Genomic DNA, 13,881 nt, shown 5'->3' on the forward strand with positions numbered 1-13,881 from the left:
CAATAATCAATTGCGAGAATCTTCAATAGCAGTACGGCCGCGGCGGCTCACATCCTGCTCGAGGATCTCCAGGAACGACTCGAAAGTCATGGTTCCGAGGTCCTCTCCGCTGCGTGTCCGCACGGCGACCGTCTGGTTCTCGACTTCCTTATCGCCGATGACCAGCAGATAAGGGACACGCTGAAGCGTGTGCTCGCGGATTTTAAAGCCGATCTTCTCGTTTCTCAAGTCGGCTGCAGCCCGATAGTTCAGGGCCCCCAGATGCTGTTCCAGATCGCGGCAGTAATCGGCCTGGCGATCAGTGATGTTCAGCACCGCCACCTGCTGGGGCGCCAGCCAGGTGGGGAAGGCCCCCTCGTAGTTCTCAATCAGGATGCCAATGAAGCGCTCGAAGGAACCCAGCGCCGCACGGTGTAGCATAACCGGGGTCTGGCGGGAGCCATCTTCCGCCACATACTGGGCATCCAGCCGGCCCGGCATGGAGAAGTCCACCTGGATAGTGCCGCACTGCCAGACACGACCCAGGCAGTCCTTCAGGGAGAACTCGATCTTGGGCCCGTAGAAGGCACCCTCGCCCGGCAGCTCTTCCCACGGCAGGCCAGCGGCATCCAGCGCATCGGCCAGGGCCTTCTCTGCCTTGTCCCAGCTCTCATCGGAGCCCACCCGCTGCTCCGGACGGGTGGAGAGGCGGTAGATCACCTCCTCAAAGCCGAAATCCTTGTAGACCGCGTGCAGCAGGTCCATGAAGTCGGATACTTCCGACTGGATCTGGTCCTCGGTACAGAAGATGTGGCCATCGTCCTGCACAAAACCACGCACGCGCATCAAGCCGTGCAGGGAGCCGGAGGGCTCACTGCGGTGGCAGGAACCGAACTCCGCCAGGCGTAGCGGCAGATCGCGGTAGCTTCGCAGCCCCTGATTGAACACCTGCACATGGCAGGGACAGTTCATGGGCTTGATGGCGAACTGACGCTCCTCACTGGTGAGCGAGAACATGTCGTCACCAAACTTGTCCGCGTGTCCAGACTTCTCCCACAGGGTGAAATCCACCAGCTGCGGCGTCTTGATCTCTTTGTAGCCGGCCTTGCGCTGGCGCTCGCGCATGTACTGCTCGATGGTGCTGTAAATGGTCCAACCATTGGGGTGCCAGAACACCATGCCCGGCGCCTCTTCCTGAATATGGAACAGGTCGAACTTCTTGGCCAGCTTGCGGTGATCCCGCTTTTCCGCCTCTTCGATGCGGTGCAGGTAGGCCTTGAGGTCTTTCTTGTTGCCCCAGGCAGTTCCGTAGACACGGGTCAGCATTTCGTTGCTGGCATCACCGCGCCAGTAGGCACCGGCCACCTTGGTCAGCTTGAACGCCTTCAGGCGGCCGGTAGACGGTACGTGCGGGCCACGACAGAGATCCTCGAAGTCGCCCTGGCGGTAGAGGGAGATATCTTCGTCAGTGGGGATATCGGCAATAATCTGCGCCTTGTACTCCTCACCCATATCACGGAAGTACTGCACCGCTTCCTTACGCGGCATCAGGCGACGACTGACCGGGATATCCTCCTTGGCCAGCTCCTCCATGCGCTTCTCGATCTTCTCCAGGTCTTCCGGCGTAAACTGGCGCTCATAGGCGAAATCGTAATAGAAGCCATCTTCGATCACGGGGCCGATGGTGACCTGAGCACCGGGGTACAGCTGCTTGACCGCCTGGGCCAGCAGGTGTGCAGTCGAGTGACGGATAATTTCCAGGCCTTCCGGCTGGCGATCGGTGATGATCGCCAGCTGCGCGTCCTTTTCAATCAGGAAGCTGGTGTCCACTTCTTTGCCATCCACAACACCGCCGAGGGCAGCCTTGGCCAGACCTGGACCGATATCAGCAGCCACATCATGAACGGTAACGGATTCAGAGAAGACGCGATGGGAACCATCAGGGAGAGTAACAACGGGCATTGCCTGTCCTTTATCAGTGGCGATCCCTACGAAAGACCGCGTGACTGCTGCCCGAAGAAATGTCTGCCTTGCGGGCAGTGGCCCAGCCTATGGGCCAGAAAAAACCCGGCGCGATGCGCCGGGCGAGAATCTGGTAGACCCGAGCAGATTTGAACTGCTGACCTCCACGATGTCAACGTGGCGCTCTAACCAACTGAGCTACGGGTCTAGAGGTTTGCAGCGGGAGCACCCTGCTGCAGAGGACGCGAACTTTAGCACCCGTTTTCAGTGTTTTCAACAACTTAGTGGACCCTGACGGCAAAAATTTTCCCGCCAGCAGAACCGAGCTGGCAGAGCGTGGCCATGCCTATTGAGGCCCCTCTTTCAGCCGCGTGATCTCATCGCGCAGCTTCGCCGCCTCTTCAAATTCCAGATTCTTGGCGTGGTTGTACATCTGCTCTTCCAGGGCCTCCACTTTTGCCCAACGCTCTTTATCAGACAGAGGCTCAGGTTGAACCTTGTAGGCACCCTGTCCTTCCGCCACCTTGCGTCGCCCCCTGGCCGGCACACCAGGCGCGATGGCGCCCTCCATGATGTCCGCCACACTTTTACGGATGCCCTTGGGTGTGATGCCGTGCTCTTCATTATGAGCGATCTGCTTGTCGCGACGGCGCTGGGTCTCATCCAGGGCGCGGCGCATGGAGTCGGTCTCCTTGTCGGCATACAGAATCGCGCGCCCCTCCAGATTCCGGGCTGCGCGGCCGATGGTCTGAATAAGGGAACGGTCAGAGCGCAGGAAGCCCTCTTTATCTGCATCAAAGATGGCCACGAGCGCCACCTCGGGCATATCCAGGCCCTCACGCAGCAGGTTGATCCCCACCAGCACATCAAACTCACCGATGCGCAGATCACGGATAATTTCTACGCGCTCCACGGTATCGATATCCGAGTGCAGATAGCGAACCCGTACACCATTCTCACTCAGGTATTCAGTGAGATCCTCGGCCATGCGCTTGGTGAGCACGGTGATCAGCACACGCTGTTCGGCCTCAACACACTGATGGATCTCCGACAGGCAATCATCCACCTGGGTAGAAGCCGGGCGCACCTCCACCACCGGATCCACCAGCCCGGTCGGTCGCACCACCTGCTCGACCACAGCTCCAGCGTGCTCCTTCTCGTAGGGACCCGGGGTGGCGGAGACAAAGATGGTCTGGGGCGCAAGTTTCTCCCACTCTTCGAACTTCAGCGGCCGGTTGTCCAAGGCCGACGGTAGGCGGAAACCGTATTCCACCAGAGTCTCTTTGCGGGAGCGGTCGCCGCGGTACATGCCACCGATTTGCGGCACCGTGACGTGACTCTCGTCAATAAACAGCAGCGAATCATGGGGAAAGTAATCAAACAGGGTGGGCGGCGGCTGCCCCGCATCTCGCCCGGACAGGTAGCGGGAATAGTTCTCCACACCATTGCAGTAACCGAGCTCCTGCATCATCTCCAGATCGTACTTGGTGCGCTGCTCCAGGCGCTGGGCCTCGACCAGCCTGTCGTTATCACGCAACTGCTTCAGGCGTTCGCGCAACTCTTCTTTGATCTGGTCAATGGCGCTCACTACGGTCTCTCGTGGCGTCACATAGTGAGACTTGGGGAAGATGGTGATGCGGGGCACCTTCCGCAGCACCTCACCGGTCAGTGGATCGAACAGGGTCAACTCCTCGATTTCCTCATCGAAGAGGGATACCCGCACCGCCTCCAGATCCGAGTCCGCCGGGTAGATATCGATCACATCACCACGCACCCGGTAAGTGGCACGGCGGAAATCGGTATCGTTGCGGGTGTACTGCAACTCAGCCAGGCGACGCAGGATAGTCCGCTGATCCACCAGATCACCGCGATCCAGGTGCAGGACCATTTTGAGATACTTGTCCGGATCACCCAGGCCGTAGATGGCAGAGACCGTAGCCACTACGATGACATCACGGCGCTCAATCAGGGCCTTGGTGGCCGAGAGACGCATCTGCTCGATGTGCTCGTTTACCGAGGCGTCCTTTTCGATAAACGTGTCCGACGACGGGACGTAAGCCTCCGGCTGGTAGTAGTCGTAATAGGAGACGAAGTACTCGACCGCGTTCTTGGGGAAGAACTCCTTGAACTCACCGTAGAGCTGGGCGGCCAGGGTCTTGTTGTGGGCCATCACGATCGCCGGGCGCTGCACGCGCTCGACAATGTTGGCCATGGTGAAAGTCTTACCGGATCCGGTCACACCCAGCAGGGTCTGGTGACTGAGACCATCCTCCACTCCCTCTACCAGCGCTGCAATTGCGGCTGGCTGGTCTCCTGCCGGTTCGTACTTGCTGGCCACCTTGAACGGGCGTGACTCCATAAACTTTCACCCTTGTAGTCCTTAAAGCAATCGGGGATTGTAGGCCCTCCCCAAGGACGCCACAAATCAACCCCGCCAATTTGACCGAGCGTCCAACGTTGATTTTGGCGCCTTTTTGGGCAAGTCGCTCAAAAAAAGTAAAGCCTGACAAATCAATAAGTTAAAGTGCAAAAAAGGGGTTGACGCTCCCGGGGGGCGCCTATAATATACGCGCCATCTGAACGGCACGGCACACAAGCCAGCCGCTAAGAAATTCCGCCTTAGCTCAGTTGGTAGAGCAAATGACTGTTAATCATTGGGTCGCTGGTTCGAGCCCAGCAGGCGGAGCCAAATAAAGAAAAGCCCCTTAGCGAAAGCTGAGGGGCTTTTTTGTTTCAGCCCTAAAACTGCCGCGCCGCCGCCACAAAGCCAGAATAAGCCAGCAAAGGTGGCCCCGCACCTTGAGCGCCCGCCCCGTTAGCAACGCCAACACAAAAAAGGCCCACCGTATCAACCGGCAGGCCTTTTTGTGCCAGGAAAATTCGAGGGCTTATCCGACTTCACTCTCCCGGGTGATCGGCAGTCGTTCGACCTGCCCCGTTCGAGGCAGAGTTAGCGGCTGCTGCTGCTGCGCCCAGACTGCATCCACCAGCTGCTGCTTGGGCGCATAGTCCTGCACTGCCTCCCGCAGAATCCGATGCACGCCTTCACAATCGTGCCGGGCACAGGCATCGCGCAGATCACCGATCAACACCTGCAGGCGCTCAGTGGTAAGGCGCTCCTCTTCGGCCCGCATAATCATCGGGTGCTCGGTGCCAGCAACATTGTCACCAAGGAGCAGCTCCTCGTAGAGCTTCTCTCCGGGACGAAGCCCGGTAACCTGAATCTCGATATCTCCGTCGGGATTCTCTTCATCCCGGACAGTGTGCCCCATAATCTGGATCAAGCGACGGGCCAGGTCATAAATCCGCACCGGTTCACCCATATCGAGTACGAACACCTCCCCGTTGCGGCCCATACTCCCCGCCTGCAGTACCAGCTGAGCTGCCTCGGGAATGGTCATAAAGTAACGGGTGACCTTGGGATGCGTCACGGTAACCGGGCCACCGGCATTGATCTGGTCAGTAAACAGCGGAATCACCGAACCAGAAGAGCCCAGAACATTGCCGAATCGCACCATGCAGACCTTGGTCCGCCCAAAACGGCGCCCGAAGTCCTGGCAAATCAGCTCGGCAAACCGCTTGGTAGCCCCCATCACATTGGTTGGCCTGACAGCCTTGTCAGTGGAGATCAGCACAAATTGTTCCACCCCGAGGGCCTCTGCGGCCTCGAGTACCGAGAGCGTTCCAAGAACATTATTCTCCGCACCCAGCACCACATTCTGCTCAACGAGAGGGACATGCTTGTATGCGGCGGCGTGGTAGATTGTCTGAACGGCAAAGCTCTGGATGATCTCCGCCATCCGGGCGCGGTCGCGAACGTCACCCAAAAGCGTCGAGACAGGAATCTGCAACCCCTCATCCTGCTGGATCTGGTATAGCTCCCGCTCAATCTGGTAGATGGCGTACTCCGAGGACTCCACCAAAATGAGCTGAGCCGGCCCCCAATGGACAATCTGACGGCACAACTCGGCACCAATGGAACCGCCGGCCCCGGTGACCAGAACGGCCTTGCCGCTGATAGAGGAGGCGATCAGCGATTTCTCCGGCTCAACCGGCGCACGACCAAGCACGTTTTCGTAGATCTGCGACACATCAGCGGATCCACGCCCTGCGCCATCAACCAGCTCCTCCAGACCCGGGATCACCTTGACCACCAAACCGCGATCACGCAGTCCCCGGGTGATCTCCCGACGCCGCCGCTTGGGAACACCAGGCATGGCCAGCAAGACCTCAGAAATATCCCGCTCCGCCACTACATCCAGAATATCGCTGGGGTTGTAGACGAGAACGCCATCGATGAGGGTATTCTGTTTTGAGGCATTGTCATCGAAGAAAGCCACCGGCTTATAAAGCTCACCGTGCACCAGCGCCTTGTAGAGCTGCAGTCCAGCGGTGCCAGCACCGTAAATCGCGACCCGAGTCTTGTGGATCTCGAGGGCCATCTGATAGTAGAGGCGCACCAGCCAGCGCGAGCCGCCAACCGCGATCAGGGCGAAGCACCAGTAAATGACGGGTACCGAGCGGGGCACGCCGGCATAGGTAAGATAGGAGGCCACCGCCAAGACCACCGCAGAAGCGGTCACCCCTTGCAGTACTGCCACCAGAGCCTGTTGGCCCATATAGCGAATGACAGTGCGATAAAGGCCAAGGCGGAGAAATATGAAACTACTCGATGCCAGAGTGAAGCCGAGACAGAGCAACGTCTCCCTCTCGAACAACTGGGAAACCCCATTCCAACGAATGGTCATCGCAGCAGCGAACGCAACCGTCAGCATCAGCAGGTCATACCCCACCATCAGCGTCGGCTTGTAGTTTTTCTGTACAGTGCGCATCACTCGCTTCACTGCAGTCCCCCGTTAGGTGTCCCTAACTTCGCCCCCAGTAGCGAAGTCACTCCATATTAAAAGCGCATTTAAGCTACGCCGATTAGCGCAAGCAACAGCGCCATAGCCGATGCCAGCACCATTATGGCCAGCTCTGTCAGCAGCGCGCAACGAACTCCGACGAGTAGTGCTCGCCGCTGATACCAGTGCTCCCGGTGTGCCTCCCACCAGCGCTTCCCTGCCAACATCCTTTTCATCAGTGTCAGAGTCGCATCGAGCCAGAAAGGGGCAAAGACGACGAGCGGCAACAACAAACTGAAAGCGCCCTGCCGCCAACCGAACAAGCTGATGGCAACTGCCGCCAAGCCCAATACGGTGGACCCCACATCTCCAAGAAAAATCCGCGCGGGGGGCCAATTGTAACGCAGGAATACCAGAGTGCTGACCACCAGTAACCCGCAAATCCCCGCCAATTCACCATAGCCCCGCCAGAAACTGACCAGGCCGAGCGTGGCAAAACCAAAAACGGTCATGCTCCCGGCAAAGCCATCCATCCCATCCATAAAATTGTATAGATTTATCACCCAAACACCGCCAATTAGCAGGATGGGATACGACCACCAGGGCAACGTATCAGGGAGGGCCAGCAGAAGCAGCGATACCGAACCCATATGAACGGCAAAGCGCAGGCGAGCCGAAAGATCCCGCAGATCATCCAGGGCTGAAACCGCGATCAGCAGCAGAAAGGCCACTGAGACCATTGGCTGAACAGCCAGTGGGCTGATCGCCAAGGCCCCCGCCATACCGGCGACCAGCGCCCAGCCTCCCGTCCGGGGCACGGGAGCCGAATGAAGAGAACGGTGATTGGGCACATCCAGGGCAAACTCAAACAGATTGGACAGGAGCAGCCACATCACGCCAAGACTGATTGATGCCGCCAATATCAGTGGCAGGCCCCACTCCCCCATCAGAAACAGCCCTGTATCGCTCACACCTCACCCCGCAAATAATCCCCATATCGACTACGGGCCCGCCAATTCAGCGCGGCGCGCAGACGCGCGGCACTATAGAGCTCACAGCGCTCCACCTCAAGAAACCGACGCACCGAAGCCAAGCGAGCCAGGGGGCGTAACGGCGACAGCAACCAGCTCGTCAGGTGCCGATTGCTGCGCACTCTGCGGCCGCTGACCACTGAAGCGATTCCAGCCAGATCGTAAAAACATGGCTCTGCAGCAATGAAGGTCTGGCGATCGCAACCCGATTCACAGGCCACACCCTCAATCGCGGACACCAGGTCTTTGATGTGCACTGTTGAGCGCCGACCACTGGCAGGCAGCAGGGGACAAATCCGACCAAGCAGTCGCAAAACGGACCGCAACTTCGTCGCGGCACTGCCCGACTGACGCGGGGCACCCAGCTCCCCGTAGACCGCCGCAGGCCGGATCACATTCACCCGGCAAGAGCCCCGTGTCGAGAGCAGACGCTGCTCGGCAAGCCACTTACTGTGTCCATAACTATCAGTTGCAGGTTGCCCGGTATTTTCGCAGGCAAGGTGATCGGGCGGGGGGATCATCGCTTTCACACTGGAAAGATAAGTGAAAGACTCAGCGCCAGCAGACTCCGCAGCGCGCAGTACAGCCAGGGGACACTCGCAATTGAGAATTTTGGCCTGGTCAGGATTGCGCTCGCAGGCCTTGCGACTGGCAAGCCCCGCCGCGTAGACCACGCGATCACCGGGACGAAATAATTGTTCAAAGTCAGTGTCTTTGGTCAGATCAAGGGCAAGATGCTCACAACCATCAGGGCCATTGTCGGAACTAGAGATTGAAATGACCTCGCTACCTCGAGCGACGAGCTGCAGACACAGAGAGGCACCAATATAGCCGGTGCCACCGAAAACAACCCATCTCCCCATTTATTTTTTACACCGTGTTGAACAATTAACCCGGACACTAGCCGACCGCTCCACTGGATACTGTCGACTGTGCCCGGTTTGTAGACTAGAGCTGGATACGGGCGCGATTCTTCTCCAGAGTCGCCATACCGATACCTTTCACCTCCAGCAGCTGCTCCACGGAGGTAAAGGGCCCGTTATCTTCGCGATATTTCACAATCCCCTGCGCGCGGACTTCGCCGACACCATCCAGCTTGTCAGCCAGCTCCTGGGCCGAGGCGCTATTCAGGTTGACCGTGATTGCCGCGATTTGCACATCTTGTTTTGTATCGGCGTCTTCGGCGAGAGCAGTCGCTCCGGACAAGACGAATAAGAGTGCGGCGAAGATTGAAATCAGTGGTGAACGAAAGGCTTTCATAGGCTTTTCCCCTTGACGTTATCGTTATTGAGACGTCGGGACTGCTTTTACTTCCCCAAGCGCGGCCACTTTATCAGCTTAGAAAGGCCTTGGAAGCCATATCTCATTACACGCCATTACACGAACATCAGCCATTCAGCTCCGCCAGTATCTTTTTCAGCGCCTCCACCGGCTCAGGGGCGGCAGTAATCGGCCTGCCGATGACCAGATAGGTAGAGCCCCACTCCAGTGCCTGCACCGGCGTAACGATTCGCCGCTGATCATCCGCCGCCGCCCCTGCCGGGCGGATGCCAGGTGTCACCAGTGCAAAGTCCTCACCGCACTCGCGCCGCAATACCGCCGCTTCCTGGGCCGAACATACGACCCCATCCAGGCCACTCGTCTGGGCCAGGGAGGCCAGGGCCAGCACCTGATCCTGCAGGGGGCGACTCACGCCCACCTCCGCCAACTCCTCCGGTGCGGTGCTGGTCAGCACGGTCACACCAATAAGCAACGGCTTATCTTCCCCGTATGGTTCCAGAGCTTCTGCTGCAGCTTTCATCATCCGGGCGCCGCCAATGGCATGTACGTTCACCATCCAGACACCCAGCTCAGCCGCCGCCCGGACCGCCGCCGCAACGGTGTTCGGAATATCGTGAAACTTGAGATCGAGAAATACTTCGAAGCCTCTCTTCACCAGTTCCCGGACCACCTCAGGGCCAGCGATGGTAAACAGCTCCTTGCCTACCTTCACACGGCAAAGTGCAGGATCCAGCTGGTCCGCCATGGCCAGGGCGGCTTTGGCGTTATCGTAATCAAGAGCGACTACGACCGGAGAAGAAACATTCGATTGCAAAGGGGATACCTCTCTGGGGTGCGAATCACACCAATTGGTTTCTATCTGTGACCGGGACTCCGGGGCTTTGTTACTCGCCTTCAACCCCTTTCACCGAGCGCACCGTGTCCCAGTGCTTGCAGCTGGGACAGAGCCAGTGCAGCTGGTTACCGGAAAATCCGCAATTATTGCAGCGGTAATGGGGACGGCTGGCGATCAACTGGTCGACCAGGGTTTTCAGAAGCGAGAGGTTCTCCCGCGCCCTACCCTGGGTACTGTCGATGTGCAGGTCGAGAAAGTGTCCCAGCCCACGTAGCGATGGACGCAAAGCCAACTGCTTGCCCATGAAGGCGGCGGCCTCAGCCTCGCTGCGCTGTTGTTGAATACGCTCCGTCAGCGCGATCAGCACACTGTTGGACGGATGCTCACGCAGCAATGACTCCAGGTAGCTATCGAGCCCGGTCTCATCGCCCACCGCCTGATAACAGGTAATAAGTAGATCCAGGATCTCAGGAATGTAATCCGGGTTCTGCTTGGGGATACGCTGCAGGACCTTGATCGCCTCCTGCGGCCGCCCCAACTGATACTCCAACCTGCCCCACAACAGATTCGCCCGCACGGAACTGCGATCGTAGCCCAGTGCCGAGTCGATATGCTTTCGGGCACTCAGGTAGTCCTTTGCCGCGATCGCCTCTTCCGCCAGCTCGCAGCAAAAATGGGCCTGTATCGGCGCCCACTCGGAGGAGAGCCGCTTGAAGCGCCGCCCGTGCAGCAGGTTGACTGCGTGAATAGCCTTGGCCCACTCGCGCTCATCCCGATACACCTCCACCAGGTGCTCCAGGCTGGTACTGCGTAACTCGGAGGATGTCTCCACCAGCTCCTGCAGCAGGCGCTCTGCCCGATCCAGCCATCCAGCGGCGATATAATCCCGCGCCAGCTCCAGCTGGGCTTTTTGCTGACTGTTTCGAGCGAGACTGGGGCGCGCCAGAAGATTCTGATGAACACGAATTGCCTGGTCGTGCTCACCTCGCTTGCGCAACAGGTTACCCAGCGCCAGATGCGTGTCGAAAGTGGCGCTGCTGACCTCTAGTGAATCGATAAACTTGTCAATGGCATCGCCGTGATGCTCGTTCAGGAGGTAGTTGAGCCCCTGAGCGTAAGAGCGGGCCAGCGACTGCTGCTGCTCGCTGCAGTCCGGCTTCTTTTTCTTGACACTCCTGCGCCCGAGCAGCCAGCCGATGGCAATGGCAGCGAGCAGGAAGAAGAAGAAAGTCAGATCGGCCAAGTTAGTCTCCGGACACCTTACGACGCACCGTGTAAAGCTCCTGTTCAGTACGATGCAACTGGCGTTCCAGCCCCCGGGCTCGCCGGCGCTCGGCGTAGAACGGCAACAGGCTGACGATAAAGCCCAGAATGACTCCGGACAGGAGCGCCCCGATCAACCAGAAGCCGACACTGCCTTCCGGCATCGCATGACCGACAAAGCTCGGCGTAATCAACTGCGGATTATCAACCGCAAAATAGACACCAACGGCAATACAGAGAAGGGCCAGTACGCCGTAGAAAAGACGCAATAACCAGCGTAAGAAAGACAAGGTCGACCTCCACCAGCAGGAAGGAGTGATTCTCTCAGAACTTTAGTCTGCCCAAAACCTCTGACAGAGCTCCGGTGAGCGTGTGATCAGGGGTGACGCCCTATACCTCAGATACCGTCTCTTCATGCATGCTCTGGTTTACCCGATCACGCAATTCCTTACCCGGCTTGAAATGCGGCACATATTTGCCCGCTAGCTGCACCGCATCCCCGGTCTTGGGATTGCGCCCGGTGCGCGGTGCCCGATAGTGCAGGGAGAAACTGCCAAAGCCGCGAATCTCGATGCGCTCCCCCTGAGAGAGAACATCGGACATCGAATCCAACATCACCTTGACCGCCAGCTCCACATCTTTCACTGGCAGCTGGTCCAGCCTCAACGCGATCCTTTCGATCAGTTCCGACTTGGTCATGCGCCCCGCAACCTTGTGTAAGTCATTGATTATTCTAGATTAGAGCGGCAATCATCTAATAGAAAGCCGGACTGGGCAACCCAGTCCGGCTTTCGAATTGCCCCAGACAATCAGTCTAGGGCATTTAACAAGCAAAGACTATTAGTCTTTGTTGTTCATCTGGGCCTTGATCAGGTCACCGATAGTCGCCGGCTGAACCTGCTCAGCCTGCTTCTTGCTGTGATCCTTGATGGCCTGCTTCTCGTCGTCCTGATCCTTGGCTTTGATGGACAGGCTGATCACGCGGTTCTTGCGATCCACGCTGGTGATCTTGGTCTCCACCTCTTCGCCTTCTTTCAGGACATTGCGGGCATCTTCCACCTTGTCGCGGCTGATTTCGGAAGCGCGCAGAACGCCTTCTACTTCATCCGCCAGGGTGATTACCGCCTGCTTGGCGTCAACTTCCTTGATGGTACCGGTCACGATGGTACCGCGGTCGTTGGTTGCCACGTAGTCAGTGAACGGATCGGATTCCAGCTGCTTGATACCCAGGGAGATACGCTCACGATCGGAGTCGATACCCAGGATAACGGTCTCGATCTCGTCGCCCTTCTTGAACTTGCGCACAGCTTCTTCGCCGGCTTCGTTCCAGGAGATATCGGACAGGTGAACCAGACCGTCGATGCTGCCGTCCAGACCGATGAAGATACCGAAGTCAGTGATGGACTTGATCTTACCGGAGATCTTGTCGCCCTTAGCGTACTTACGCGCGAAGGCATCCCACGGGTTTTCCTGACACTGCTTGATACCCAGGGAGATACGACGACGCTCTTCGTCGATATCCAGGATCATCACCTCGACCTCGTCGCCAACAGACACGACTTTGGACGGGTGGATGTTCTTGTTGGTCCAGTCCATCTCGGAAACGTGTACCAGACCTTCCACACCCTCTTCCAGCTCGGCGAAGCAGCCGTAGTCGGTCAGGTTGGTGACAGTCGCCTTGACGCGGCTGTTCTCCGGGTAACGCTGCTTGATGGATACCCAGGGATCCTCGCCCAGCTGCTTCAGGCCCAGGGATACGCGGCTGCGCTCGCGATCGAACTTCAGGACTTTTACGTCGATCTCGTCGCCAACATTCACGATCTCGCTCGGGTGCTTGATGCGCTTCCAAGCCATATCGGTGATGTGCAGCAGGCCGTCGATACCGCCCAGGTCTACGAAAGCACCGTAGTCGGTCAGGTTCTTGACGATACCCTTGATGGTCATGCCTTCCTGCAGGCTGGCCAGCAGAGCTTCGCGCTCCTCGCTGGTAGCAGCTTCCATAACGGCACGGCGGGATACCACAACGTTGTTGCGCTTGGCGTCCAGCTTGATGACCTTGAACTCGAGCTCTTTGCCTTCCAGGTGCGCGGTGTCGCGAACCGGACGTACGTCTACCAGGGAGCCCGGCAGGAACGCGCGGATGTTGGCAACGTCGACAGTAAAGCCACCCTTGACCTTGCCACTGATAACACCCTTAACGACTTCGTCAGCAGCGTGAGCTGCGTCGAGGATCTTCCAGGCTTCAGCGCGCTTGGCTTTCTCGCGGGACAGACGGGTTTCACCGAAACCGTCTTCGACTGCTTCCAGGGCTACCTGAACTTCGTCGCCCACTTGCAGGTTTACTTCCCCGTTCTCATCAGCGAACTGGGAAGAAGGGATAACGCCTTCAGACTTCAGGCCCGCGTGAACGGTAACCCAGTCTTTGTCTACGTCGATTACCACGCCGGTCACAATGGAACCGGGGGCCATCTCTACGCTCTTCAGGCTCTCTTCAAATAAATCAGCAAAGCTCTCGCTCATTACATTACCTATATATATGGACCCAAGCCGGTGGCAACGTTGAAGTTTAGTCAACCGCCAGCCCAGGTCCCACCGCGCTGCCAGTACGCGGGTCGGATTACAACAGCGGCCGGGCAATTCTGGCTGATCCCGGCCGCTGTCGTTTTAAAATCTGTTTTCGTCTGCT

General features: G+C 58.1%; 11 protein-coding genes and 2 tRNA genes. 1 reads left to right on the top strand and 12 read right to left on the bottom strand.

Translation table 11 applies throughout. From position 1 onward, the window contains the following. Positions 1 to 6 precede the first annotated feature (6 nt). From thrS to uvrB, 3 genes are all read right to left on the bottom strand, one after another. Complete coding sequence (thrS, locus tag AUP74_RS14735) at positions 7 to 1,941, bottom strand: threonine--tRNA ligase (protein WP_069948211.1); 1,935 nt, start codon at positions 1,939 to 1,941, stop codon at positions 7 to 9. 131 nt (positions 1,942 to 2,072) lie between these two features. Next, a tRNA-Val gene (locus tag AUP74_RS14740) sits at positions 2,073 to 2,149 on the bottom strand. Positions 2,150 to 2,287: 138 nt separating this feature from the next. Then, a complete protein-coding gene (gene uvrB / locus AUP74_RS14745; RefSeq protein ID WP_069948212.1) occupies positions 2,288 to 4,300 on the bottom strand; it encodes an excinuclease ABC subunit UvrB in 2,013 nt (670 codons plus the stop codon). 254 nt (positions 4,301 to 4,554) lie between these two features. Between uvrB and AUP74_RS14750 the strand changes: the two genes are divergently transcribed. Next, a tRNA-Asn gene (locus AUP74_RS14750) sits at positions 4,555 to 4,630 on the top strand. A gap of 199 nt (positions 4,631 to 4,829) precedes the next feature. Here the strand turns inward: AUP74_RS14750 and AUP74_RS14755 are convergent. The 9 genes from AUP74_RS14755 to rpsA form a co-directional block, all read right to left on the bottom strand. Then, positions 4,830 to 6,785, bottom strand: a complete 1,956-nt coding sequence (locus tag AUP74_RS14755) for a polysaccharide biosynthesis protein (protein ID WP_226999812.1) — start codon at positions 6,783 to 6,785, stop codon at positions 4,830 to 4,832. Between the two features lie 68 nt (positions 6,786 to 6,853). Beyond that, on the bottom strand, positions 6,854 to 7,705 hold the full coding sequence (locus AUP74_RS14760; protein WP_158514573.1) for an MraY family glycosyltransferase: 852 nt from the start codon (positions 7,703 to 7,705) through the stop codon (positions 6,854 to 6,856). A gap of 47 nt (positions 7,706 to 7,752) precedes the next feature. Then, a complete protein-coding gene (locus AUP74_RS14765) occupies positions 7,753 to 8,679 on the bottom strand; it encodes an NAD-dependent epimerase/dehydratase family protein (RefSeq protein WP_069948215.1) in 927 nt (308 codons plus the stop codon). Between the two features lie 85 nt (positions 8,680 to 8,764). Beyond that, positions 8,765 to 9,076 carry a ComEA family DNA-binding protein gene (locus AUP74_RS17535; RefSeq protein WP_069948216.1) on the bottom strand — a complete coding sequence of 104 codons (312 nt, stop codon included), beginning with the start codon at positions 9,074 to 9,076 and terminating at the stop codon, positions 8,765 to 8,767. Between the two features lie 127 nt (positions 9,077 to 9,203). Beyond that, a complete protein-coding gene (pyrF, locus tag AUP74_RS14775; protein ID WP_083261025.1) occupies positions 9,204 to 9,911 on the bottom strand; it encodes an orotidine-5'-phosphate decarboxylase in 708 nt (235 codons plus the stop codon). 70 nt (positions 9,912 to 9,981) lie between these two features. Continuing rightward, positions 9,982 to 11,175, bottom strand: coding sequence for a lipopolysaccharide assembly protein LapB (gene lapB / locus AUP74_RS14780; RefSeq protein WP_069948217.1), 1,194 nt, complete (start codon positions 11,173 to 11,175; stop codon positions 9,982 to 9,984). Between the two features lies 1 nt (position 11,176). Continuing rightward, positions 11,177 to 11,485, bottom strand: a complete 309-nt coding sequence (locus AUP74_RS14785; protein ID WP_226999813.1) for a LapA family protein — start codon at positions 11,483 to 11,485, stop codon at positions 11,177 to 11,179. Between the two features lie 100 nt (positions 11,486 to 11,585). Next, complete coding sequence (ihfB, locus tag AUP74_RS14790; protein WP_069948218.1) at positions 11,586 to 11,894, bottom strand: integration host factor subunit beta; 309 nt, start codon at positions 11,892 to 11,894, stop codon at positions 11,586 to 11,588. 141 nt (positions 11,895 to 12,035) lie between these two features. Further along, positions 12,036 to 13,715: a 30S ribosomal protein S1 gene (gene rpsA / locus AUP74_RS14795; RefSeq protein ID WP_069948219.1), complete on the bottom strand. Its 1,680-nt coding sequence runs from the start codon at positions 13,713 to 13,715 to the stop codon at positions 12,036 to 12,038. Between the last annotated feature and the right edge of the window lie 166 nt (positions 13,716 to 13,881).

Source organism: Microbulbifer aggregans (assembly GCF_001750105.1).
Lineage (GTDB): Bacteria > Pseudomonadota > Gammaproteobacteria > Pseudomonadales > Cellvibrionaceae > Microbulbifer > Microbulbifer aggregans.

Bases quoted from the DNA above. Each gene is read 5' to 3' on its own strand.
- uvrB (WP_069948212.1), bottom strand. From the start codon at position 4,300: ATGGAGTCACGCCCGTTCAAGGTGGCCAGCAAGTACGAACCGGCAGGA.
- AUP74_RS17535 (WP_069948216.1), bottom strand. From the start codon at position 9,076: ATGAAAGCCTTTCGTTCACCACTGATTTCAATCTTCGCCGCACTCTTA.
- ihfB (WP_069948218.1), bottom strand. From the start codon at position 11,894: ATGACCAAGTCGGAACTGATCGAAAGGATCGCGTTGAGGCTGGACCAG.
- AUP74_RS14765 (WP_069948215.1), bottom strand. From the start codon at position 8,679: ATGGGGAGATGGGTTGTTTTCGGTGGCACCGGCTATATTGGTGCCTCT.
- rpsA (WP_069948219.1), bottom strand. From the start codon at position 13,715: ATGAGCGAGAGCTTTGCTGATTTATTTGAAGAGAGCCTGAAGAGCGTA.
- thrS (WP_069948211.1), bottom strand. From the start codon at position 1,941: ATGCCCGTTGTTACTCTCCCTGATGGTTCCCATCGCGTCTTCTCTGAA.